We start from the raw sequence: 23709 nt of genomic DNA on the forward strand, positions 1-23709 counted from the left end.
CCTGTAAGCTAACAAGGCCGTGTAGGCCGATAAACATACCGATCGCAAACCCTATGTTTTTCGTTCATTTGGTGCACAGTTCGCAAAAGTACTGGTCGATACTGAGTCGGGGGAAGTGCGGGTAGAAAAGCTGGTCGGGGTGATGGATATCGGCAAGGTGATGAATCTAAAGACGGCTACCAGCCAGATCATGGACGGGATGACCTTTGCTTTAGACATGGCGTTGATGGAAAACACGCAGTACGACCCGAACAATGGTTGTATCGTGATGCGGGACACGGCGCAATACCTCGTGCCGGCACACGCTGATATCCCAGAGATCGAAGTTCTATTCATCGGCAAGCCCGATCCCTGTATCTTGCCTTTAGGCGCCAGGGGTATCGGCGCGATCGGCGTGACAGGTATGGCCGCGGCGATTATGAATGTTATTTACAATGTGACCGGCAAGCGCGTCCGCGCCTGCCGGTCACACCGGATAAATTCATTTAAATTATTTAAAGCGCGTCTTTGAGGTGTTTGTAATTGGCTTTTACAGTATCTAGCACCTCATCCATGTGTCCGTTGAGCATCAGTTTGGTCATGGAGACAGCCATACCTTTTACCTGGCTAAATTCCAGTTTTGGCGGCATGGCCAGGGCATTCGGGTTTGTAAAAATATTGATCAGCACAGCGCCTTTATACATCAGAGCTTCTTTGAGCGCCTGTTCTACGTCTTCCGGCTTTTTGACGGTAATGCCTTTAATGCCCATGGCCTGGGCCACCATCGCAAAATCGGGATTCACCATGTCGGTCTGCCAGTCGGGCAGGCCCGCTACTTCCATTTCCAGTTTCACCATGCCTAAGGAGCGATTATTAAAAACGATGAGTTTAACAGGTAGTTTGTATTGGGCAATGGTAGCCAGATCGCCCAGTAACATGGAAATACCGCCGTCGCCGCAAAGAGCGATCACCTGCCGATCCGGGCGGGCCAGCTGAGCGCCGATGGATTGTGGCATAGCATTGGCCATAGAGCCATGATTAAAAGAGCCTAGCATTTTGCGGGTGCCTTTGGCGTTGATGTAACGGGCGCCCCATACGCAAGACATGCCGGTATCTACTGTAAAAATAGCATCGTCGGCGGCCAGCTTATCGATCAGGCTGGCTACATATTCTGGATGGATGAGTTCGTTGTTGCCCGTGTCGTCTATATAGGTCTGCTGTTTCTTTTTGACCTCTGCATAAAAATCCAATTGTTCTTTCAGGAAACGGTCGTCTGTTTTTTGTTCAACCTGCGGGATGAGCGCCTGCAAGGTGTCCTTGATATTCCCGCATAAGCCAAGATCTACTTTAGCACGGCGACCCAGGCGTTCAGGCCGCACATCGATCTGTACGATCTTCTTATCGGTCGGGATAAAAGGTACATAAGGAAAGTCAGTACCCAGTAAAACTAATAGTTCACACTCGTGCATGGCATGATAGGCAGAGGGCAGGCCCAGCAGGCCGGTCATGCCCACCTCGTTCGTGTTACCCAACTGGATTTCCATCTTGGCTTTGAAGGAATAGCCTACCGGTGCATTTAATAATTTTGACAGGGCTATCACTTCTTCACCCGCATCTGCTGCGCCGATACCGCAAAACAAGGTGATCTTATCATATTGCTTAAAGAACAAAATTAATTCCTTCAATTCATTGTCAGACGGAATGATCTTCGGCGCAGGCTGATAAAATTTAACCGAACTGCCGATTTCTTCGGCAGGCAGTTTGGTAAGATCGCCAGGTAATCCGACCACCGATACGCCTTTTTTATTCAGTGCGTTTTGAATACCAGCTTGTAACATACGCGGCAGCTGGGCTGGTGTGGTGGCAATCTGGTTATAATGGCTGCAATCGTCAAATAGTTTAATAGTATTGGTCTCCTGGAAATAGTCGGACCCAAATTCGGCGGTCATGACGGTTGATGCAATGGCCAGCACCGGCGCACCAGACCGATGCGCATCATACAAACCATTGATGAGGTGTACGTGGCCGGGGCCGCTGCTGCCCGCGCAGCAGGCCAATCCGTTCAGTTGGGCTTCGGCGCCGGCAGCGTAGGCGCCAGCCTCCTCGTGCCGTACGTGTATCCACTGGATGCTGCCGTTGCGCCGCACGGCATCGTTAACTTCATTCAGGCTGTCGCCTGTAACAGCGTATATTCTTTTAATGCCAGCTTCGGCCAGCATGTTTACTAATTGATCGGCAACGGTTTTTGACATGGCGTAAGGGTTTATCAAACAAACCCATTTTTGCGCCGGGAGTTTTTATTTTTCGTTCGTTTTTAAAGGTGATCTTTTCCAGTTGATCCTGGAACAGGTCGATAGCTTCTAGAAAAACGACGCCTTGCCGGTTGCTGTTAAAAACATGGAAATGTTGATTTCGCGGTAACTCGTCGCCGGCTTCCAACCAAACCTGATATTGTCATACTTGGCGCAAGCGATCCAACGGTCATCGGTTACCCTTGCTACCACCGCAAAACCCACGCCTGTGGCATGACAAGATCATATCCAGCATTTCTTTAACGATGGGGGGATATGCTGGATGTCGTTTAAAAATCTTTTTCAGCAGGTTGAAAAAGATGTCCATCGCTCGGGCCAAATTGATAGATGGGTTGGAAAAGGCTAAACGAAGACGTACGGCAAGTTATATGGAATAAATATCAATGTTGTTGTTTTTTGTTTACAGCGGTAGGCTAAAATAAAAGGTCGAACCCTTGTCGCTTTCGCTTTCCGCCCAAACCTTCCCGCCATGACGCTGGATAATTTCCGAACTTAGGTACAAGCCAATTCCAAAACCCGCGATGTGTCGGGTGTGGTTACTTTCTACCCGGTAATAACGGTCGAAGATACGTTCCAGGTCCTCGGGCTTAATACCCATCCCCCGATCCTGCACGCTAACCGTTACCTCAGCATTGCTCCTCATACAATGAACATCAATCTCGGCGCCTTTGGGCGAATATTTAATGGCATTATTAAGCAGGTTGGAAATTACAGAAGCGATCTTGTCCCGGTCGGCACTGATGGGGATGGCCGGACACGGAGAAAAACGGATCTGTTGGCCGCCGGCTGTCAGTTCGGCTTCGGCGATCATTTCTCCCAGAAGTGCAATCAGGTCGAATGTCTGTTTGTCAATATGGATCTTACCGGATTCAAGGCGGGAGATATTGAGGAAGCCATTGATCATGGCTGTCATCCGTTTGACTTGCTGATCGGCCTTTTGCATCGCGCCGGCCAAAAAGCTATCCTCACTATGCTGCAATTTCAATTTGGCCACCTGCACTACCGCTGACAGCGAGGTTAAGGGGGTTTTCAGTTCATGGCTGACCATACCGATAAAATCGTTCTTACGCGTTTCATCCAGTTTCTTTTCCGTAATGTCGCGAGCGATCTTGGAAACGCCGATAATGCGTCCAGCCTTGTCCTTGATCGGTGAAACGGTAACCGATACGTCGATCAGTTGCCCGTCACTTCTTACGCGCTTGGTCTCAAAGTGGTTGATACGTTCCCCACGGGCTATCGTGGCCAGGATATGCGGCTCTTCGGCGTACCGCTCCGGCGGTATCAGTTTATAAATGCTTTCGCCGATCATTTCTTCAGCACTGTACCCAAAAACGCGCTGCGCGGATTCATTCCAGCTGGTTACAATCCCTTCCAGTGTTTTGCTCACGATGGCGTCATGCGAGGTTTCAATAATGGCCGCCAGCTTGGCGCTTTTTTCATCAGCTTCTTTAAGGTCATGAATATCAACGACCGTACCGATAAACAGTTGCGGCTGCTGTTCTTCAAAATAAACATTGCCCTGCGCCTTGATCCAGCGGGTTTCACCCGTATCAAACCGGAGGATGCGATAGCTGATATTATAATGGCCATCACCGGCCGGGTCCAGCGCTTTTTGAATGTCGGCTTCCACGACCGCACGGTCATCCGGGTGAATATGATCAGCGAATGCTGAGAAAGTTGGTTCAATGCCGGCCGGGATACCATAAACATCGCGGCATTCTTTGGACCAGTACAATTCTCCGGTTAGGAGACGATATTCCCAGGTGCCCAGGCCGGTAGATTCGATCGCCATGCGTAAGCGCGATGCGCTGGTTTCCAGTTCGCGGTTGATCGCTTCGTATCGAAGCTGAATTTCGGTCAGGTCCTTGTTGGTGGTGGCCAGCTCTTCGTTGGCAGCGGCCATCTCCTCGTTCGCCCGCTGTACTTCGGCGCGGGCGTTCACCTGAGCGGTCACGTCGATCGTTATCGCAAACACTCCGGCGATCTTGCCGGAAGTATCGCGGTAAGCCTTGTATACAAAGTTTTGATAAACCACTTCCGGTTTGCCGTGCCGTAGCAACGATACCGGCATTTCGCTGGCATAAAAGGTTTCACCGGTCTCATAAACATTTTGTATGACCAGCTCTAAGCCCTGGCCGCGTGCGTCGGGCAAGGCATCAAAGACCGGTTTGTTCATGACGTCGGCCTGCGGTTTCCCCCAAAGTTCCACCATTAGCGCATTAGCCACGGTGATGACATGGCTGGGTCCCATCATAATACACATGGCCACGGGGGCCTGTGCGACCATATTACGGAGGTTTTCTTCATTTTGCTCCACCTGTTGTTTAGCAAGCACCAAGTCTGTGATATCGGCACCAGTGTTCATGATGCCGTAAACTTCGCCATCGGCATCATGCAAGGGAGTAAAACTATAATTAAAGTAAAACGGTTGCAGGTGGCCGGAAATTTCGATGTCAACCCGCTGGCTGCGCGCATGGAAAGTCTCGCCTGTCAGGAAAACCCGGTCAAGCTGTTCGAAGATCTGCTGGCCGGCCAGCTCCGGTAATACTTCCCGGTAGGTCTTGCCGATCACGTCGTTGCCTTTGCCCCAGACCTCAATGATTGCCTGGTTGGCCATGAGAATGCGCATTTCCCGTCCCGTGTAAACCCCGATTGGGAACGGCGCAGCCGCCATCAGGCTTTTGGAACGCTGCTCGCTTACCTGCAACAACTGCTGGATCTGGATGAGTTCATCATTGGTGGTAGCCAGCTCTTCATTGGATGCTGCCATTTCTTCGTTCATTAACTGCAGGCTTTCTTCTGCTTGTTTCCGGTCGGTTACATCCCGCGTGGTACCTGCCACTGCCTCTACCTCGCCATCGGCGCCGATCACCGGAATCAGGATGTAGTCGTATATGCGTTTACCCATGGTCGCATGCGGAAAGCCGACCTCACCGCGCACCGGTTGTTTAGTGGCCCGAACCTGGTCGATCTCCCTTTCATGCATCAGTGCATGCCATTCCTCATAACCGTTCTCCCGCAGGCCTTTACCAACCGCTTCGCCGGCTGTTTTGCCCCACATGTTCAGCAGAGCGGTGTTGGCATACAGGAAACGATAGTCAAGGCTGAATACATACATCAGGTCGGGCGTATTCGAGGTAATCGTTTCGTAAAGCCTTTTTTGCTGTTCGGCCCGTTCATGCGACGCCCGCAGCGCCTGCTGCACCTCCAGCATTTCAGTGACTTCGAATACAAATACCATAATGCCATCCACATGCCCGTCGGCACCGTGGCGGGCTTCATAATTGAAGGTAAAAAAGCGGTCGTGCACAGGCCCGCCTTCAAATTCGGCTATGGGCACCAGGGATTCCCTGACCGTATAGGCCTCGCCGGTATGGTAAACATCCCGCAGGATCGTTTCCAGCGGCGTCCCGATCAGCTCTGGCAAGGCTTCAAAGATCGGCCGGCCCAGCAGTTTACGTTCCGGCATCAGGGCCTGGTAGGCGGGGTTCACCAATTCATAGACCAACTCGGGTCCTTCCAGAATGCAAATGCCGGCTGGTGCCTGCATAAAGAAGCTTTTCAGGCGGTCTCGTTCGGCCTGAAAAGCAGTTTTAGCGGCTTTTTCTTCTAGGCGTTGGGCAACCTCCTTGGTATTTTCCAACACCCAGACCACCACTTTAACGATCTCCCCGGCGTCACTCCGGAGCGGCGCGTACACAAAATTGATCACAATCATTTCCTCACGGCCATGGCGGATCAGCGGTATTTCCAGCCCTTCACGGCGGATAGTTTCTCCTTGAGACGCCCGATTCAGATCATCTTCAAATAAATGCCTGACCTCGGCAAAAGACTCCCAGTACCATTTGCCAATGATCGAATGGGGCGGTTTTCCGGCGATCTCCAGGAACTTGTCGTTCAGTAGTTCAGTTTTTTGCGTAGCCGCATCCAGTACTGCGATGCCAATGGGTGCGCTGTTGACCAGTTCTTTCAGATGTTCGTTATCTATAAATTTCATGCCATGGGTATTCTACAGTCTTCCCAAACGCAAATTGACCGCGTGAATAGGTTAAAATATCAGATTGTTAAATTTAACCCAGAACAATCAAATTCCGAAAATTGTTTAAGTAAGCCAACCAGCTTTATTTTTCAGTGAGTGGAACCCGCCTTACATAATATGTTAAAAGTTTATCCATTCTTATTCGTAGAAATGATCACGACCGGAGTGGAACTTGATATTCACAGGGTGACCTGTACAATAGGAGCTAAGCTGACTTCTTTCAATAGTTATAGTGCAACGCTCGTCCGTGTCCAAGAACGCGGTATAAAAGGCTTACGAGGTCCTGAAAGAAAGAATTTTACGGCATCTGCTTCCGAAAGAGCTTTTTGTAACGCTAAACAGGTCAGATATTCAACTGAACTATAAATCAGGCTAATAATTATATTTGCAGCCTAAATTTAAGAACATGGAAAAATTAGCAGAGTTAAAAGCCCTTGTTGAGACGGCCGAAAAAGAAGGCGCAGCATTTTATGAGAAAAACAATAAAGCAGCCGGTACCCGTTTGCGTAACGCACTGCAGGAAATTAAGGTTATTGCTACAGATTTGCGTAAAGATGTAACCGAAAAGAAAAACGCAGCAAAATAAATCAATTTATAATGTTTTGGGAAAGCCCCGTCCTTCAGGATGGGGCTTTGTTGTTTGTGCAAACCCATTTGATGCCTCTTCAGTTTTTTGTACCTGCTGGACTTTTAAGCAAAGTAATCTGAGCCTTTCAACAAAGTGAACAAGTCGCCGATCGCCGAACTTTGTTTCTGTAATTAGAAAAGATGAAAATCATAGATCCGCATGATTATGAGCGATGAAAACAAAGTCCAGGAAATCGAAGCCAGGCAGCCGGCACAGAAGCCGCGGGTGCTGTTAAATACTTATACCGGTACCCAATTAGCGGGTGAAGCTTTGGTGACCGATCATATTTTTAGCTACATCCTTTGTGGGCAGCATGAGGTATGGGTTGGCGGCAGCCGGTACACTTTTGGTGAGGGTGACTTCCGCTTCTTTAAAAGAAACCAACTGGCTCGGTATGTTAAAAGCCCTGCCGGCGGCAGTTTTAAATCCCTGGCGGTGCACATTGATCAGTACACTTTACGCGAAATAAGCGATGCCTACGGATTAATGGCTGATAAAAGCGATGACCACAGCGGGGCCATACTGCTCCGGCCGGACAATTGGTTAAAGGGATTCGCAGATTCGCTGCTGCCTTATGTAATGCAACAGCAACCAGACCAGCGGATTGTTGCGCTTAAAACACGCGAACTGGTCTTACTGCTCTTGCAAAATAACCCCGCGTTTAAAAACATCCTTTTTGATTTCAGTGAACCGGGAAAGATAGATATGGAGGCTTTTATGAACAGTCATTACCGGTATAACGTGAGCCTGGAGCGTTTTGCCTTTCTGACCGGGCGAAGTCTTTCCGGGTTTAAACGTGATTTTGAAAAGCTGTACCAAACTAGCCCCGGTAGATGGCTGGTGCAAAAAAGATTACAGGAGGCCAGGTACCGGATCGAATCACAGCATGAAAAACCAGGCGATGTTTACCTCGACCTGGGATTCGAGGATCTGTCACACTTTTCTTTTGCTTACAAAAAAGCATTTGGCTATGCGCCCAACAAAAGGCATTCAAACATTAACCTATAAAAATCAAACAATGGACATTCAATTAAAGGGTAAACGTGCGCTGGTAACCGGTTCAAGCTCCGGATTAGGCGAGGCAGTTGCAAAACTACTGGCTGCCGAAGGCGCCACAGTAATTATTCATGGCCGTAACAAGGAGCGGGTGCAGGCAACGGTAGCTGATATCATCCATCTTGGCGGATCAGCCGAAGTGGCCATCGGTGATCTCTCAACAGACGAAGGCGCTGATGCGGTAGCGGCAGCGGCGCTCCGCTCAGGACAAATCGATATCCTAGTCAATAATGCGGGCGAAACATCCCACAAATCATGGGGTGATGCTACTACGGAAGACTGGTTGTCAATCTATAACACTAATGTGGTCTCCTATGTCCGTATGATCCAGCGAATCGTTCCGCAGATGAAATCCTTGGGTTGGGGCAGGGTTATCCATATCGGCGGCGGCCTGGCCATACAGCCCATTAAGGAACAGCCACATTACAACGCAACGCTTGCAGCCCGTCATAATCTGTCCGTATCGCTGGCCCGAACGCTGAAGGAGACCGGGATAACCTCCAATGTGGTATCTCCCGGTGCCGTCATCAATCCAATGGTAGAAGAGTGGCTACAAAATGCAGCTTCAAAATTTGGCTGGGGAACCGATCCGGAAGAGATCAAATACAAAGCCGTACAAGACCTGATCCCCAATGATACCGGCAGGTTTGGCAAGCCCAATGAAATTGCGGGTGCTGTAGCGTATCTGTGTAGCCGTTATGCCGATTATATCAGCGGATCTGTACTTCGCGTGGATGGTGGCACCATTCGTTGTCTTTAAAAGATCCGGTCAAATTCATGTAGGGCAGCAAAATGATCTGTATTACCTGTTTCTTCCCAACCGAAATCTGATTAAATTAAAGATAGTAGTATCTGTTTTTATAGATACCAATAAAGTGGCACAAATTTTTGAAGGCAGCGCGTTTGGGAGCCCTCCAAAACGCATGGCCGGCGGGTGGTTGAACCCTAGTAGGCGCTATTTCATCTAGTCCGCTTTTTATCTATGTCCCGCCAGATGCGCTGGCGGGGCATAGATGGTTTCAGGCAAATATGAGTTCCGCAGCCTGTTTGAATTTGGGATGTGCTGCAGATGATTCCACATGCTACAGGATTACACGCACCGTATAAATCACCGAGTAATCGTCGAATAGCTAGCCGGGAAATACGGCGCACTGCGGTTCGGGTTCTGCTGGTGTTGTTCGGCTTTCTGTTTCACCTCTTCAGCCAGTTACTTACAGCAAAGCATACCAATCAATCCTACCTAATCAAACGCATATTCTTTTATAATTCAGCCTAAAAACAACCTGAAACAAATACCGTAAAGCACCATTTGATACTTAACCTTTTCATAACATAAAGCTGTTAATTAAAAAATATTATGAGCATAGTTTTGCAGCCGGTTTAAGTCCAAATACTTCGCCCCCCCTGGAAGAATGCCCAAAAGACAGAGAAACTCAGCACAATTGTATGCACTCGGCATGGCGCTTGTGTACTTGTTTTTCTCGTGCCTGTACGTAATACAATGCATGCAGACTTCACAGATGCTTCATACCCAATCTTCGCAGGTAGTAAAGCACCATCCTTCCATTGTTTTAGCAAAGTCTTTCAGAAGCAGAAACCATTCACCTATCGGTAAGTTTCTGCACAAACCACGAGTTATTACTCAGAAAAAAACAATGCTGGCTCTTGCCGCTACGCTGGCGTTTTGCCTTGTTTTTTGCTTTTTCAACGTACAAGCCAAGCGATTTTCGTTTGCCACGGTTTATCAACATGGTTATCAGCCCCATCATGTTCTAGCCTTGCTCCAGACCTGGAGAATCTGATCCCCTCTATTTCCTTCTAACAAGTATTGACGGCCCGCAATAGCGACGCGCCTGTATTCATTTGTCCATTTTTTTCTGCTAAGACCACGCCCCGCGACCGGTCCTGGCCTCACTTTGCTCATTTTTTTAAATTTTTTAACAATAAACATTTCTGGTATGAGACCAATCTACTCTTATTTCAAGATTGCCTTGTCTATGATTGTCTTTACAATTATTGCAACGCAGAGTTTCGCGCAACAAACGCGGCTTATTAAAGGCCAGGTCGTCGACGCCGCCGACGGGACTGCCATCATTGGTGCATCCGTTAGGGTGAAAGGCACACGCACCGGCGCATCGGCAGACCTTAACGGTAATTTTCAGGTAACGGCCCATAACGGCGACGTATTGGTAATTACCTACATTGGTTACGTGGCACAAGAAGTTTCGGTTAACAGCGCCCCGTTAACCGTGCGCCTTGCTGCTGATAAACATGCACTTAGCGAAGTAGTTGTTACTGCTTTGGGTATCAGCAAGCAAAGCAAATCGCTGGGTTATGCTGTACAAACTCTTAGCGCATCTCAAGTATCTAACGTTCCTGATCCTAACCTAGTGAATGACCTGCAGGGTAAGTTAGCCGGTGTGCAGATCACCAACGGTTCTGCCGGCGTGGGTTCAACCTCACGTGTGGTTATCCGTGGCGAGAACTCGTTTTCTGGTACCAACCAGCCGCTGTTTGTAGTTGATGGTGTGCCTATCAGCAACGATACCTATTTTAACGATGCGGTTAACAATTCATCAAACCAGGGCACCTGGGCCGAGGTTGACTGGGGTAACGGCGCCTCTGAGGTGAATCCTAATGATGTGGAAAGCATGTCTATACTGAAAGGCCCAACCGCAGCAGCCCTTTATGGTTCACGCGCGGCCAACGGCGCGGTAGTAATCACCACAAAAAAAGGAAAATCAAAACCGGGTCTGGCTGGTATCCAGTTCAACTCTCAAACCACTATTGAAACTGTAATGCGCTATCCGGCCCTGCAAAACCAATATGGTGCAGGTAACGGCAGCGTAGATTACAAATATGTAAACGGCGCAGGTTCAACCGAGAACAACATCCCTAACTTCGGTCGAGCTTTTGACCCCAACTACCTGGTAGTACAGTTTGACAGCCCCGAAGGCCCGTATATGGCAGCCGATCTGAACGCTGTTAAAACATTACCAGCCGGCACCCAGGCAACACCAACTCCGTGGGTGCCGCATACAGATAACATCAACAAATTCTTCGGTACTGGTATCACCACTCAAAACAACATTGCTTTTGAGAGCGGAGACGATAAAAACAGCTACCGTTTCTCTGCCGGTAACCTGTATAATCATGGTAACGTGGGTAATATAGACCTGGTTAGAAACAGCTTCTCCTTCCGTGCCCAAAATAAACTGACCGACAAACTAACCTCTAACGTTTACCTGGATTATGTGAACAGCTATAGCGATAACCGCCCCAACATTGGTTATGGCTCTGAAAACGTAATGTACACCTTCCACGGTGTGTACGGTATGCCTTTGAACGTTAACATCGAGTCGCTGAAACGTACCTGGGCTGCCGGACAGACTGATTTAAGCCAATTCAGATACTGGGCTAATCACGATAACCCTTACCTTACCGTTAACGATAACACCAACAGCTTTAAAAAGAACCGCATTATTGGTAATGCACAGCTGAACTATCAGTTCTCTAAAGAGCTAAGTGCGTTTGTTCGGACCGGTATTGACGAGTATACTGATAACCGCGAAGGCAAAAGGGTTTTCGGTACTGTAAGGTTCCCTACAGGTGGTTTCAGAACTGATGATGTTAACTACGTTGAAAATAATACCGATTTCCTGTTAAACTATAAACCGGCTGATACCGGCGATTTCCACGTGAGTTTATCTGGTGGTGGCAACCGCTTTAAACAAAGCATCAACTACATCCGCAACATTGCTAACTCACTTATCGCTCCAGATCTGTATAACTTCAGCAACGCGCTTACGCTGTTACCTCCTGAATATATTAAACAGGATCGTGCTACCTACAGCTTATACGGTTTCGGTGATTTTGACTACAAAGGCCTGCTTTACCTGAATGTTACCGGCCGTAATGATTGGTCTAGTACCTTGCCAACCAACAAAAACTCTTATTTCTACCCATCAGCTTCATTAAGCGCCGTGGTATCTGATATGGTAACACTGCCAAAAGCTATTTCGTTCTTTAAAGTAAGAGTATCGGCAGCGCAGGTTGGTCACGATGCTGATCCTTATTCTATCAACAACACTTATACTACCAACACGCCGTTTAACAGTACGCCGCTTACCACCATTACCAACGTACTGGCTAACAGCAACCTGAAACCATCTACCACCAACTCTTATGAGACCGGTTTTGATCTGCGTTTCCTGCAAGACAGACTGGGTCTTGATTTCACCTACTATCAGTCAGATACCAAGGATGAGATTGTACAGGTGCCGGTTCCAATTTCTTCAGGCTTTACCGCAGCATTTGTTAACGGCGGCAAGATCAGAGACAAAGGTGTTGAGGTTGTGCTAACTGCTACTCCATTAAAATCTGAACACGGCTTAAACTGGCACACCACTTTCAACTTTAGCCATGACGTGTCTACCGTAACCGGTTTGCCTGACGGCTTAACCAGCTACAAATATGCCGACGTTACTCAGTATGATCGTTACTACCGCTCTATCCAGTACTATGCCGTAGTTGGCGAGCGCATGGGTAACATGTATGGCCGTTATTTTAAACGCGCTCCTGACGGTCAGATCATTTATCAGAACGGCTTGCCGGTTACTTCTAACGAAACCGACCGCAAGGTGCTGGGCAACTATAACCCAGACTTTATATTGGGCTGGTACAACACCTTTAGCTACAAAAACTTCAATTTTGATATGACCTGGGATTGGCGTCAGGGCGGCAGCTATTACTCTTACACAGAGCTGGGCCTGCTGCAGGGCGGTATGTCGCCAGCTACACTGCCAGGCCGCGCCGAAGGCGGCATTGTTGGCCAGGGTGTAATGCTTGATGGCAATGGCAACTATGTGCCAAACAACGTAAAGGTTACGGCTGCTAATTACTACCTGAACGGTATTTACAACCCTAACAACAACGAAGAATTTATGTATAGCGCCACCTACCTTAAACTACGCGAGGTAAAACTGGGCTATACCTTCAAACACATTATGGGTAAACGCTCTCCGGCTACTTTAAATGCCGCACTGGTTGGCCGCAACTTGTTATTATTTACCCAAAACAAGGACGTAGATCCTGAAAACCTTGCACTGAGAGGCAATAAAATATTACCAGGTATCGAGTTCCTGAGCTATCCATCTACCAGAAGCTTCGGTTTAAATGTCAACTTAAACTTCTAATTATTTCAAAGCTACAATCATGAATACTATCAGTAAATATATATCGGGCCTGCTGATCCTTTCTGCCGCAACCTTTAGCTCGTGCAAAAAGGAATTTCAGACACTAAACACCAATCCCAACCAGCTGGAAAAAGCAAATGATCCGTCTTTGCTGGGCAACATCGAGGTAACCAGCTTCTTTAACTCAGCTTATAACGCCTGGACGCTGGGCAACGGCATGAGCCAATATGCAACCTTCAGCCAAAGTTATTATAATACCCTGGCGCGTTACATTCCATCATCTAACCAGCCTTACTGGCAGGTTTTATACACCAACGCCCGTGATGCCAACCAGATCATTGCCGATTCTAAAGCCAACGGAAACACCTCAATGCAGGCATTGGGCTTGATCATGAGATCATACTCATTTGCGCAGTTGACAGACCTGTGGGGAGATATTCCGTTTAAAAATGCGCTGCAAGGCCAAAACGGTAACTTCACCGCCAGCTATGATAGTCAGCAAACTGTTTATACCGATTCTGGAATGGGTGTTCTGCCTTCTTTACGCGCGGCAGACAGCTTGTTAAAAAGCAGCGTAACAGCCATTACCGGCGATTTGGTTTATGGCGGCGACGTTACCAAATGGCGCAAATTCTGTAACGGTCTGCGTTTGCGTTATTTGTTAAGAGCATCGGGCAAATTGTCTACCGCTGCAGCAGAAATGCAGAGCATTGTGAGCAGCGGCATGATTTTCCAAAGTGCATCAGAAAGTGCAGAACTGGCCTTGCCTACCTCTGTGCCCTACGCTTTCCCAAGCGTTACTGAACGTTCTGGCGACTACAGCATCAAGTACCTGAATACGCTGATGTACAACTTCTATGTAAACACCGGCGACCAGGCCAGACTGAGCATGCTGTTTTCTAAAAACGTAAACAACCAATCGGCCAGCGGCTTTAATTTCTCTTATTACGGAGGTATGCCGGTTGTGGCCGACGCTAACACCACGCAGGTAAACAGTGGATCGGGTTTCAACTCAGCTATTTTTGTGAGCTCGCCGTCATCAATAGTTTTAAAAGCACGCTTGTTAACCTATGCCGAAGTACAGTTTATCCTGGCCGAAGCCAGTTTGAAAAACCTGATCTCTACCGGCACTGCTGCAACTTATTATACCAATGGTGTAGCCGGCGCGTATGCTGATTACGGCATTGATGCAACAACCACAGCTGCTTATTTAACTAACCCTAATGTGGTTTTCAACCCGGTTAACGGCCTTAACCAAATCCTGACCCAAAAATGGGCTGCCAACTTAAATGTGGGCTTTGAAGGCTGGCTGGAGTATCGCCGCACCGGCATCCCGGCGCTTGATGCAACATCTGCTAACCTTAACAACAACAAAATTTCGTCAAGATTTATTTACCCGCCTGATGAGCAAACCATCAACGCGGTGAATTACAAATCTGAACTTCAAAAAATGGGTGGCACAGACAACCCTAACTACAAAGCCTGGTGGTAAACCTTATGCAGGCTTCCGGGAATGCAATGCCTGGAAGCCTGCTTTTTCTTAAAGATGAAGGTGATAAAAAACAACGACGTTGATCCGATGATCGTTCGGCTGTCTAATTTTTCAAGGGCGCTGGCGCTGCCCGTTAGAATTTACATTATCAGGCAGATATTAGACAATCAAAACCATGCTACCCGGAAGGAATTGCATCAGCTGCCTTTTAAAACAGAGCTGATCAACACCCATTTACAGGAGCTGAAACAACTTGGACTGATAACTACCCTGCATGAAAATAACACTTACGTTCACTCGGTAGATGTAAACAAGTTCATCATGCTGTCTAATAGTTATTTAGCTATTTTTGAACCTATTGCCCGGCTAAACGCTGAAGCTATGGAGCTTTTGAGGCGCCCCAAGCTAAAGAAAAAGAAAACAGTAAAAAAAGCCGATGAACCTACAGATCCTGAAGCTGTAGGATTTGGGCCATACCTCCGGAAGCAAAGACAATCCGCCCGATTAAATCAAACCCAACTTGGTAAACAACTAGGCATCAGCAGAAAACAATTGGGTAAAATAGAGAACGGACTTATTGTTTTAGACCCCGGCAAACTAAAAACGCTTGCCCTTGCATTAGGGGCGCCGCTTACCGAGCTGATTGAGCAGTACCGTAGCAGCATCATAGAAATGATCTCTAAAACCGCTATCTGATCTGCGTTAAACAACATGATCAAATAGCAATGGCGCCTAATGGTTTAGTATTTATACGCAGCCAGTCAAAAACACCAAAGGGAACAATCCTGATAGATTGGTATTTCTGTTGTTAATTATTGCTTAATTTATTGAGAGGTGTTTGAAATCGCAAATATATCAGATCCTTGATTTTTGCTTTTCGGTTAAATGCTTCTGCATGAAAGAATCAGAAGAATTATCAGGCGGCACCTCGCGCGGGGCGGCCGTGACGCAACTTGGTCTGGGTAGCGCAGCGCTTTCGCTTATCCCTTTGCTGGAGCATGCTTTGGCAGAGTGCCGGACTGAAAAGAACGGAAAATAGAGGTGTTCTTCCAGAATGATGTTCTCAAACCCGAGGAGCCATAATTGCGGTTAAAAGTTTAATGGCGCAAAGCTGCACAATGCGTTTACCGTCTACAAAGATCGGGGCATTCAAATTAATCTCTGGCAATAATTTGCGTTCCGGTCAAGTGCGTATCAAACGCACTTGGTCACGTTATGTGTATAGAAACCATATGCTGCCCTTCGGTAATGATTTGCCGGGCTGTATAACCGATATAAAAGCTGCGCCTGTTTATCCGTCTTTATAATTGAAGTCCGTTAGGTTTATTAATGGCCATCGTGTTCGGTAAATATAAAACGACAAAAAATGAAGTGTGTCCAAAAAAAATGGATAAACTTAATTTAAAGCATTGGTAAATAAGCGCTGTATTTCACCAGGCTCATTCCTTTTACATTGAGTTTGATTCTGCCGTTATTTGTAATATTAGATGTATTATTTGATGGTTTTTTTGTTCTTCGACGCCGACGCATCCCATCTTTAATTAAAATCTTCTTCCCAGTATCATCTTAATGATACATTTATCTGTGGCTTGCGTAAGCCCATAGCCAATGCCTGCATTAAACTCCCAGTTGGGATTAAAGTCCAGATCAGTAGCTGCAAATAGTTGGTGCTCCTGCTGCTGAAAACTATCGTAGTGGAAAAACGGGCCCGTACTGCCATAATACTCCAGCCCAAGCGCTACCACTTTACTAACGTTGTAACTACCTTTTAAATTGGGCGAAAAGGTAAATCCGATATTTTGGTCTGGGCCGGCAAAGCTCTTTTCGAGCGTAGGATTAAAAGATACATACCAATTGCGCCATTGTTTATCAATAATGGGCCTGATCTCTAAACTACAGGTGTTAGGGTCAAACGCACTTTTTTGAAACCCGAATTCGGTAGAAATACTCACACCTACTGGCCAGTTCCATTTCTTTGGGGCAGCTACACGCGGACGAACATGCGATCCCACGTATGCGGTACGACCGGTTGTGCCCAATGAGTTAAAGAAATAAAAGCCGGTTTCGAACCAGGTGGTCCAACCGTGAGTAATTTCAATAGTTTCATGCTCTACATGGTTGGTTGGTAACTGCCCAGTTGGTGAGCTTGTTTTACTGCCGTTTAAGGTGTTATTGCTGTGTAACTCAAACATGGTGTGGCCTTTCTCAACGGTTTCTGAACCGTAAACCTGTATCTCATAATTGTCTTGTGCTTTTGAACTGACCACATGGCAAAGCAGGACTACAATGAGGAATAATCTATATTTCATGAATCGCGCAAGTTTAAGGCCGTAAATTATACGCTAACTCTGTAGTAATTTTGAAGACAGGTGCAACTTCAAAATTGCTACAATTTTTAATGCTACTTTTAAAACTGAATCCTAAGAAATGAAACTACTGTTTATCGAAGATGAACCGGTGCTACTTGACAGCATCCGTAATTATTTTTCGGAAGATGGGAATATATGTGAAACGGCCACAAACCTATTGACCGCTCGCGAAAAGATATCGCGTTATGAATACGACTGTATCGTTCTGGACATCGGGCTGCCTGATGGCAACGGACTTGAAGTGCTGCGATACATCAAAGAAATGGACAAAGATGAAGGTGTGCTCATTGTTTCCGGTCGAAACTCTCTTGATGACAGGCTTTCCGGGTTAAATCTTGGCGCAGATGATTATATTATAAAACCGTTTCATCTGGCCGAACTGAAAGCCCGCATTATGGCGGTGCACAGACGCCGGGCTTTCAAAGGAAGCAATTTGCTGCAATATGATGCTATTAGTATAAATCTCGACTCGATGGAAGTGAGGGTGGGGGACCATCTGGTTACGCTTACCCGTAAGGAGTACGATATGTTAGTTTATTTTATAGCCAACAAAGGTAAAGTTATAACACGTAATGCTATTGCTGATCATTTGTGGCACGATGAGGTTGATCTGGCCGAAAGCTTTGATTTTATTTATACGCATATTAAAAACTTAAGAAAAAAGATGCTCGATCATTGTGGGAAAGACTATTTTAAAACAGTTTACGGCATCGGATACAAATTCAGCTAATGAAACTTGCCGCTCAATATACCCGCGCCAGTATGCTGGTCACTGTAATTGTACTGGTGATTGCCGGCGGCATCTATTATTTTGCGATATCTTACATCGCCGACCAACAGTTTGACCGCGACCTGACGGAAGAATTTGGTGAGATGAATGAGTTTGTTCAACAGCATCAGCGCTTCCCAAAACCGTTTGAATTTGATAGCTATCAAGCCAAGTTTGAGCAGATAGAACAGTTTATACCTCCCAGATTTGTTGACACAATCATTAAAACCACATCAGCTCGTGCAATCATTGCAACGATAAGGCTCAATGGAATAAACTATCGAATGACGGTTGTTGAATCTAAAGAAGCTACACAAAATTTGATGCAATTGATCTTCGCGATCACCTTGGGGTTAACCGTTGTATTGCTTATTGCGTTATTTCTTACCAATCGCGTTTTACTTAATGGGTTATGGCAGCCTTTTTACTATTTACTCAACAGGCTAAATACTTTTTCACTTACAGGAAAGACCGGACAAGACCAACAGCTGATCAGAATCGACGAATTTCAACAGTTGCAAACCGTTATTCATGTAATGGAAAAAAGAGCGGCAACGGAATACGAAACATTAAAATCTTTTACCGAAAATGCTTCTCACGAGATGATGACACCGGTTGCTGTCATCACATCCAAACTGGATAATTTGATCCAGGATGATGCATTGACGGAAACTCACTTGCTGCAATTACAGGATATATACAATGCCAGTGGCAAATTGTCAAGGTTAGGGCAATCTTTATTGCTGTTGGTTAAAATCGAGCATCAACTCATAAACGATATTGTTCTGGTAAGGCTAGATCAACTATTAAGTGAGAAGATGGGTCTGTTTGCAGAGATCATAAGCGAGAAATCTATTGCCGTCAATACACAACTTCAGCCTGTTGAAATAACGGCCAGCTCGTACCTTGCAGATATTTTATTGAACAATCTGCTTGGCAACGCTATCAGGCATAACCATCACTACGGAACGATTACCATTAACCTTAATGAACAATCTCTTGTTATTGCCAATACAGGCACAAAAAACACACTGGATAGCACAAAGATCTTTGAACGGTTTCAAAAGGGCCCGGAATCAGAAGGCACGGGATTAGGCCTGACCATAGCTCGCAATATTTGTAACGGATATGGATGGAACCTTAACTATAGCTTCACGGCGTCCTGCCATGTATTTACGATCACGTTTTAATTATTTGACGAAGCACTTAATGTTCTTATAATCAACTAATGCATCCTACCTGGTGGATAATCAATAAGGAGTAAAGGTTAGATGATAGCTAGACTCATTTGTTAAAAGATGTTAAAAAAGGCATTAACTTCAAAGTTGCTTCAAATTGTCACTTTTTCTTTACAGGTATTCAACACCCCCTATTATGAAAAAGCGACTAAGGTTATTATTATTCTTACCTCTTCTTGGGTTGGTTTGTGCCAGCGCGTGCAGGCATGATCCGCTCACACCTTTAAGCGATGCGCCCGTGATTAGTTTTAAAAATGATGTACAGCCCGTCATCATTTCAAATTGTACAGAATCTGGCTGTCATGGTGCCAGCGATCATGAATTTAAACTGCTCAGCTACGACAATATCATGGCTAAGGTAAAGGCGGGCGACCCGCATGCCAGCGATTTGTATGGCGCCATTACCGCCAATACCATTAATACAATGCCTAAGCCTCCAAATCCGCGGTTGACCGATACCGAAATCAAAACCATTTATCTGTGGATTTTACAAGGCGCTAAAAACAACTAATATGAGAAAGCTATTAATACTTGCTATCCTGCTGATGGTGATCGGCATGATCGCTTCCTGCTATAATGATAATTTATCTGAACTGACGCCGGCATCCGGAGTGCCTGGTGGAACGGGTGCCGGCTCCTGCGATACGGCAGGCACAATGAGTTATGCCAATAATATTGTGCCGGTCTTACAAACTAATTGCGGTATCAATAACTCTTGCCACGGCACCAATAATACCAGTGGTTATAACCTTTCTACTTATACAGGGGTGCATTCCGTTGCACTTAGTGGCAAACTTAATGCCTCTATTACATGGTCTGGTGCAGTTACACCTATGCCCAATGGCGGCACACAAATGAGCAGTTGTAATATCATTAAGATCCAGAAGTGGATCAATGCAGGTTCCCTCAACAATTAAACAATCTTCATGAAAAAGTATCATCTATTATTTATCATACTATTTCCGTTGACCGCAATGGCCCAGGACGACATGGCGTTGCTTACCAAAGCGGATACTACAAAAGAATACGTAAGCGCAACTTTTAAGGGCACCCGCATCATTAATTTTCAGAGTGTAGAAACGCCAGGAAAGCACGTCCTTGAATTTATGATCCAGCACCGTTTTGGTCAAATTAACAGCGGAATTAATTCTTTATTTGGGCTTGACAATGGTGCCACTATTCGCTTTGGTTTGGGTTATAGCTTTAATGATCGGCTGGAAGCTGGAATTGGTCGTACCAGTTATGAAAAGTTGCTTGACAGTTATTTGAAATACCGTTTACTACGTCAAAGCACCGACGGCAGTATGCCTGTAAGTGTTACATTATTTGGAAGCGCCTATTGCACAACCCAACAAGACCCTGATGTGGTAGCCAACGGCTTTAATAAGTACGCCTATTTTGGTGACCGGCTGGCTTTTTGTGTTGAACCTATTATTGCTCGCAAATTCTCGGATGACTTTTCACTGCAACTGAATCCCACCTATATTCACTATAACCTGGTAGAAGCAATAACAGATAAGAATAACGCTTTCGCCCTTGGTGTAGCTGGACGTTATAAATTGACCAGACGTATGGCTGTCACTGCTGAATATGGCATTCGTTATATGAGCTACACCGCTTCGCAGAATTACCACAACACGCTCGGTATTGGCTGGGAAATTGAAACAGGCGGACATGTATTCCAAATGTTTATAACCAACTCCACCGGGATTGCTGATCCTCAGTTTATGACACATACGACCAATAGCTGGAAAAATGGCGGCATCAGTTTAGGGTTTAACATTTCTAGGGCATTTAATTTTTAAACCATGACAAAGAAATTTTTTTTCCTTTTCTTAATATTAGTCTTTAGTTATTCAGCAAAAAGTCAGGTATTGATAACAACCGAAGGCAAAGTTTCATTCTTTTCAGAAACCCCGGTTGAAAATATTTCGGCCCTTAATACCAATGTTTCTTCTCTTGTTAACACCGCAACCGATTCGGTGCTGGTGAGGATAAAAAATACTGGCTTTACCTTTAAGAATGCACTGATGCGGGAGCATTTTAATGAGAATTACATGGAAAGCACAAAGTATCCGTTTGATACCTTCCGAGGAAAAATTGACCAACCTATCGACTGGAAGAAAGATGGAACTTACAAAGTATCGGCTACGGGTAAAATTATGATACACGGTGTAGAAAAGCCGATAACGATCAGCGGCTTGTTTACAATTAAAGCTGGTACAGTTCACCTGGAAAGTGAATTTTTTGTACACACTGAAGACTTTAAAATAGAGATACCCAAATTGGTTTTTGAAAAAATTGCAGAAAATATTAAAGTGACCCTGCTTGCCGATTTTAGCATGGTAAAGAAATAAGAATTATTAAATGCTAGATCAAAGCTTTAATATTGGCCTTAACTATCAGGAAACCCTAACCAGCTCATTTACGTATATACTACGGCTTTAGGGGATGCCTTTTAGCTGCCGGCAGATGAGGGGTCACCTGCCGGCTTCTCTTTTTCGCTTCCTAACTTACTTAGATTAGAGATAGTGTTGAAACTGCAAAAACAACCTGTCTTACACCCTTAATTACTTTACAACGAGTTCAAAAATTCATATTATAGTATTTACCCTCTGCACAAGCCATGTGGAAATCCAGTTTAGTCAGAGAAAAAGAAAGACGATTAGTGCTAGCATAAAGCAGCCAGTTTTACGGAGTGCTTTTTATTTGCCTGAACAGAAGCCCGCTTCGATCGCTTTTCTTTTACTGTTCTTGATGGTTGAAGTAATTAATATCAAACTTCTAAAATGTGTCCTTTACATTAAAGCTTAAATAAGCAAGTTTTAATTTTGACTCAATTTGGCTTCCATACTTAGCGTGGTATGTGGTACTGCCATCAGCCGTTCTTTCCGGATCAACTTACCCGTCGCCCGGCAGATGCCATAAGTTTTGTTACCGATACGTACCAACGCTGCTTCTAATTGCTCCATAAATTTCTTTTGCCGGGCCGCCATCTGATAAACGGTTTCTTTTTCCAAAGTAGCTGCACCATCTTCCAAAGTAGCATAGGCTCCGCTGTTGTCGTCATTACTCAGGCTGCCATCCAGCGTTGCCATCAAGTCTTTATATTCCTGCTGTGCAATATCCATTTTAGACAATATCAATTGTTTAAATTCGCCGAGTTCGGTATCTGAATAGCGTGTCGGTGCCGCTTTCGGTACTAAGTTTTCCATAAACCCTGAACGCAAAATAGATGGCATGGTTTTATTTAAAATAAGAAACCAGACTTAAGATATGGGCGAGTACCTGCTACCATATAAGAGCCAGTCCAATATTTGCTGGACAAAGTGAACATCACATCGAACGAATTAACACGTTGATGGCTAAAACGAAAATGTCATATCTTAGCAGGATGAACCTCGAAGATATACTGGCTGTTATGCTGGTCATGGCAGCTTTGTTTGCTTATATCAACCACCGGCTCATTAAATGGCCGCCCGCCATCGGCATCATGATCCTGTCGCTGGGCTTTTCTATGTTGCTGGTGTTTTTGCGCGGGTTTAATATCACATGGCTCAACCGCATTGGCACCATGGCCGCTGATATTGATTTCCGCAGCCTGCTGATGAACTTCCTGTTAAGTTTCCTGCTATTTGCGGGTGCTGTACACGTGGATGGGCAAAAACTCAAAAAAGAACGGCTGCCAGTAACGGTACTGGCGCTGTTCGGGACGGTGATTTCTGCTATTTTGGTTGGGGTATTAACTTGGTTACTGTTCAGTTGGGCAAGCTATCCGGTACCGTTGATCTATTGCCTGATCTTCGGCACGGTCATCTCACCGACAGACCCGGTAGCCGTATTGAGCATTTTACGCGAGGCGCGTATCCCGGTTTCGCTGGAACTGAAGATTGCCGGCGAATCGCTGTTTAACGATGGCGTGGGTGTAGTGTTATTTGTTACCATGACTGAAGCGGCCCGTTCGGGTACATTCTCCTGGGGTAACTTTAGTTTATTATTTTTGCAGGAGGCGGTGGGCGGAATGGCTTATGGTGCTTTGCTTGGATACCTCGGTTTTGTGCTACTACGTTCGGTCAATGATTATAAAGTAGAAGTATTGCTGACATTGGCTTTGGTAGCGGGCGGCTACGGATTGGCCTCGCATTTGCATATCTCCGGCCCGCTGGCGATGGTAGTAGCAGGGCTGATCACAGGTAATAAATCCCGTCGGGAGGGCTTGTCTGAAGCCAGTTGGGATTACCTGGGCAAGTTCTGGGAGTTAATCGACGAAATATTGAATGCCATCCTTTTCCTGCTGGTCGGCTTTGAAATGTTGGTATTGAAGATCGAACCGGTTGTTTTATTGATCGGCTTAGCCGGCATTGTCATTATGCTGCTGTCACGCTGGGTGTCAGTTGCGGTACCGGTGGCCCTGCTCCGCCGGAAAGTTCGGTTTGAACGCCATGCAGTCAGTATCCTGACCTGGGGCGGATTAAAGGGCGGATTATCTATCGCACTGGCGCTTTCTTTATCTACCGGGATGTACCGAGAGGTTTTTGTGGTGATGACTTACATTATTGTGGTGTTCTCCATCCTGGTGCAGGGGTTGAGCATTGGCCCTTTAACCCGCAGGCTGTTGAAACGGCATTGATT

18 protein-coding genes and 1 pseudogene are annotated in these 23709 nt (G+C 46.0%); 15 read left to right on the forward strand and 4 right to left on the reverse strand.

Annotation, left to right across the window (positions count from 1 at the left end; translation table 11 throughout):
- Positions 1-46 precede the first annotated feature (46 nt).
- Positions 47-511, forward strand: a pseudogene (locus ABZR88_RS08205) (molybdopterin cofactor-binding domain-containing protein); the annotation flags it as partial.
- Here ABZR88_RS08205 and ABZR88_RS08210 read toward each other — a convergent pair.
- Together ABZR88_RS08210 and ABZR88_RS08215 are read right to left on the reverse strand one after the other, a co-directional pair.
- Positions 495-2231 (reverse strand): thiamine pyrophosphate-dependent enzyme, encoded by a 1737-nt coding sequence (locus ABZR88_RS08210; RefSeq protein WP_107828503.1) that lies wholly within the window; start codon positions 2229-2231, stop codon positions 495-497. The pseudogene ABZR88_RS08205 and the gene ABZR88_RS08210 sit on opposite strands and share 17 nt — an antisense overlap.
- 460 nt (positions 2232-2691) lie before the next feature.
- Positions 2692-6288: a PAS domain-containing protein gene (locus ABZR88_RS08215; RefSeq protein WP_107828504.1), complete on the reverse strand. Its 3597-nt coding sequence runs from the start codon at positions 6286-6288 to the stop codon at positions 2692-2694.
- Positions 6289-6736: 448 nt separating this feature from the next.
- Between ABZR88_RS08215 and ABZR88_RS08220 the strand changes: the two genes are divergently transcribed.
- The 7 genes from ABZR88_RS08220 to ABZR88_RS08250 all read left to right on the forward strand — a co-directional run bounded on the left by ABZR88_RS08220 (position 6737) and on the right by ABZR88_RS08250 (position 15740).
- Entirely contained in the window at positions 6737-6916 is a 180-nt protein-coding gene (locus ABZR88_RS08220) for a histone H1 (protein ID WP_107828506.1), read from the forward strand.
- A gap of 207 nt (positions 6917-7123) precedes the next feature.
- A complete protein-coding gene (locus ABZR88_RS08225) occupies positions 7124-7966 on the forward strand; it encodes an AraC family transcriptional regulator (RefSeq protein WP_107828979.1) in 843 nt (280 codons plus the stop codon).
- A 10-nt stretch (positions 7967-7976) separates the two neighbouring features.
- The gene (locus tag ABZR88_RS08230) at positions 7977-8774 is read left to right on the forward strand and encodes an SDR family NAD(P)-dependent oxidoreductase (RefSeq protein ID WP_211309804.1); all 798 of its coding nucleotides are present in this window, start codon (positions 7977-7979) and stop codon (positions 8772-8774) included.
- Positions 8775-9972: 1198 nt separating this feature from the next.
- A complete protein-coding gene (locus ABZR88_RS08235) occupies positions 9973-13209 on the forward strand; it encodes a SusC/RagA family TonB-linked outer membrane protein (RefSeq protein WP_107828510.1) in 3237 nt (1078 codons plus the stop codon).
- Positions 13210-13228: 19 nt separating this feature from the next.
- Entirely contained in the window at positions 13229-14701 is a 1473-nt protein-coding gene (locus ABZR88_RS08240) for a SusD/RagB family nutrient-binding outer membrane lipoprotein (protein WP_107828511.1), read from the forward strand.
- A 54-nt stretch (positions 14702-14755) separates the two neighbouring features.
- On the forward strand, positions 14756-15397 hold the full coding sequence (locus ABZR88_RS08245; RefSeq protein ID WP_170113598.1) for a helix-turn-helix domain-containing protein: 642 nt from the start codon (positions 14756-14758) through the stop codon (positions 15395-15397).
- Between the two features lie 199 nt (positions 15398-15596).
- Complete coding sequence (locus ABZR88_RS08250) at positions 15597-15740, forward strand: hypothetical protein (protein ID WP_170113599.1); 144 nt, start codon at positions 15597-15599, stop codon at positions 15738-15740.
- A 502-nt stretch (positions 15741-16242) separates the two neighbouring features.
- On the opposite strand, the gene ABZR88_RS08255 is transcribed toward ABZR88_RS08250, so the two are convergent.
- Entirely contained in the window at positions 16243-17010 is a 768-nt protein-coding gene (locus ABZR88_RS08255) for a hypothetical protein (protein WP_107828514.1), read from the reverse strand.
- Between the two features lie 118 nt (positions 17011-17128).
- Between ABZR88_RS08255 and ABZR88_RS08260 the strand changes: the two genes are divergently transcribed.
- The 6 genes from ABZR88_RS08260 to ABZR88_RS08285 all read left to right on the forward strand — a co-directional run bounded on the left by ABZR88_RS08260 (position 17129) and on the right by ABZR88_RS08285 (position 21434).
- Positions 17129-17800: a response regulator transcription factor gene (locus ABZR88_RS08260; RefSeq protein WP_107828515.1), complete on the forward strand. Its 672-nt coding sequence runs from the start codon at positions 17129-17131 to the stop codon at positions 17798-17800.
- Complete coding sequence (locus tag ABZR88_RS08265; protein WP_107828516.1) at positions 17800-19029, forward strand: HAMP domain-containing sensor histidine kinase; 1230 nt, start codon at positions 17800-17802, stop codon at positions 19027-19029. Before ABZR88_RS08260 ends, ABZR88_RS08265 begins: the two co-directional genes overlap by 1 nt.
- 184 nt (positions 19030-19213) lie before the next feature.
- On the forward strand, positions 19214-19588 hold the full coding sequence (locus tag ABZR88_RS08270) for a hypothetical protein (protein WP_146166527.1): 375 nt from the start codon (positions 19214-19216) through the stop codon (positions 19586-19588).
- 1 nt (position 19589) lies between these two features.
- Positions 19590-19994, forward strand: coding sequence for a hypothetical protein (locus ABZR88_RS08275; protein WP_107828518.1), 405 nt, complete (start codon positions 19590-19592; stop codon positions 19992-19994).
- 9 nt (positions 19995-20003) lie between these two features.
- Entirely contained in the window at positions 20004-20882 is an 879-nt protein-coding gene (locus ABZR88_RS08280) for a DUF5777 family beta-barrel protein (RefSeq protein ID WP_107828519.1), read from the forward strand.
- Positions 20883-20885: 3 nt separating this feature from the next.
- Positions 20886-21434: a YceI family protein gene (locus ABZR88_RS08285; RefSeq protein ID WP_107828520.1), complete on the forward strand. Its 549-nt coding sequence runs from the start codon at positions 20886-20888 to the stop codon at positions 21432-21434.
- A gap of 468 nt (positions 21435-21902) precedes the next feature.
- On the opposite strand, the gene ABZR88_RS08290 is transcribed toward ABZR88_RS08285, so the two are convergent.
- A complete protein-coding gene (locus ABZR88_RS08290; protein WP_107828522.1) occupies positions 21903-22292 on the reverse strand; it encodes a TraR/DksA C4-type zinc finger protein in 390 nt (129 codons plus the stop codon).
- A gap of 179 nt (positions 22293-22471) precedes the next feature.
- Between ABZR88_RS08290 and ABZR88_RS08295 the strand changes: the two genes are divergently transcribed.
- Positions 22472-23707 carry a sodium:proton antiporter gene (locus tag ABZR88_RS08295; protein WP_107828523.1) on the forward strand — a complete coding sequence of 412 codons (1236 nt, stop codon included), beginning with the start codon at positions 22472-22474 and terminating at the stop codon, positions 23705-23707.
- Positions 23708-23709: the final 2 nt, after the last annotated feature.

It is taken from the genome of Mucilaginibacter yixingensis (assembly GCF_041080815.1).
Lineage (GTDB): Bacteria > Bacteroidota > Bacteroidia > Sphingobacteriales > Sphingobacteriaceae > Mucilaginibacter > Mucilaginibacter yixingensis.

Excerpts from the sequence above, each read along its gene's own strand:
- ABZR88_RS08245 (WP_170113598.1), top strand. The coding sequence starts at position 14,756 with ATGAAGGTGATAAAAAACAACGACGTTGATCCGATGATCGTTCGGCTG.
- ABZR88_RS08240 (WP_107828511.1), top strand. The coding sequence starts at position 13,229 with ATGAATACTATCAGTAAATATATATCGGGCCTGCTGATCCTTTCTGCC.
- ABZR88_RS08230 (WP_211309804.1), top strand. The coding sequence starts at position 7,977 with ATGGACATTCAATTAAAGGGTAAACGTGCGCTGGTAACCGGTTCAAGC.
- ABZR88_RS08270 (WP_146166527.1), top strand. The coding sequence starts at position 19,214 with ATGAAAAAGCGACTAAGGTTATTATTATTCTTACCTCTTCTTGGGTTG.
- ABZR88_RS08260 (WP_107828515.1), top strand. The coding sequence starts at position 17,129 with ATGAAACTACTGTTTATCGAAGATGAACCGGTGCTACTTGACAGCATC.
- ABZR88_RS08220 (WP_107828506.1), top strand. The coding sequence starts at position 6,737 with ATGGAAAAATTAGCAGAGTTAAAAGCCCTTGTTGAGACGGCCGAAAAA.
- ABZR88_RS08285 (WP_107828520.1), top strand. The coding sequence starts at position 20,886 with ATGACAAAGAAATTTTTTTTCCTTTTCTTAATATTAGTCTTTAGTTAT.
- ABZR88_RS08275 (WP_107828518.1), top strand. The coding sequence starts at position 19,590 with ATGAGAAAGCTATTAATACTTGCTATCCTGCTGATGGTGATCGGCATG.
- ABZR88_RS08225 (WP_107828979.1), top strand. The coding sequence starts at position 7,124 with ATGAGCGATGAAAACAAAGTCCAGGAAATCGAAGCCAGGCAGCCGGCA.
- ABZR88_RS08280 (WP_107828519.1), top strand. The coding sequence starts at position 20,004 with ATGAAAAAGTATCATCTATTATTTATCATACTATTTCCGTTGACCGCA.
- ABZR88_RS08265 (WP_107828516.1), top strand. The coding sequence starts at position 17,800 with ATGAAACTTGCCGCTCAATATACCCGCGCCAGTATGCTGGTCACTGTA.
- ABZR88_RS08215 (WP_107828504.1), bottom strand. The coding sequence starts at position 6,288 with ATGAAATTTATAGATAACGAACATCTGAAAGAACTGGTCAACAGCGCA.
- ABZR88_RS08235 (WP_107828510.1), top strand. The coding sequence starts at position 9,973 with ATGAGACCAATCTACTCTTATTTCAAGATTGCCTTGTCTATGATTGTC.
- ABZR88_RS08290 (WP_107828522.1), bottom strand. The coding sequence starts at position 22,292 with ATGGAAAACTTAGTACCGAAAGCGGCACCGACACGCTATTCAGATACC.
- ABZR88_RS08295 (WP_107828523.1), top strand. The coding sequence starts at position 22,472 with ATGAACCTCGAAGATATACTGGCTGTTATGCTGGTCATGGCAGCTTTG.
- ABZR88_RS08250 (WP_170113599.1), top strand. The coding sequence starts at position 15,597 with ATGAAAGAATCAGAAGAATTATCAGGCGGCACCTCGCGCGGGGCGGCC.
- ABZR88_RS08210 (WP_107828503.1), bottom strand. The coding sequence starts at position 2,231 with ATGTCAAAAACCGTTGCCGATCAATTAGTAAACATGCTGGCCGAAGCT.
- ABZR88_RS08255 (WP_107828514.1), bottom strand. The coding sequence starts at position 17,010 with ATGAAATATAGATTATTCCTCATTGTAGTCCTGCTTTGCCATGTGGTC.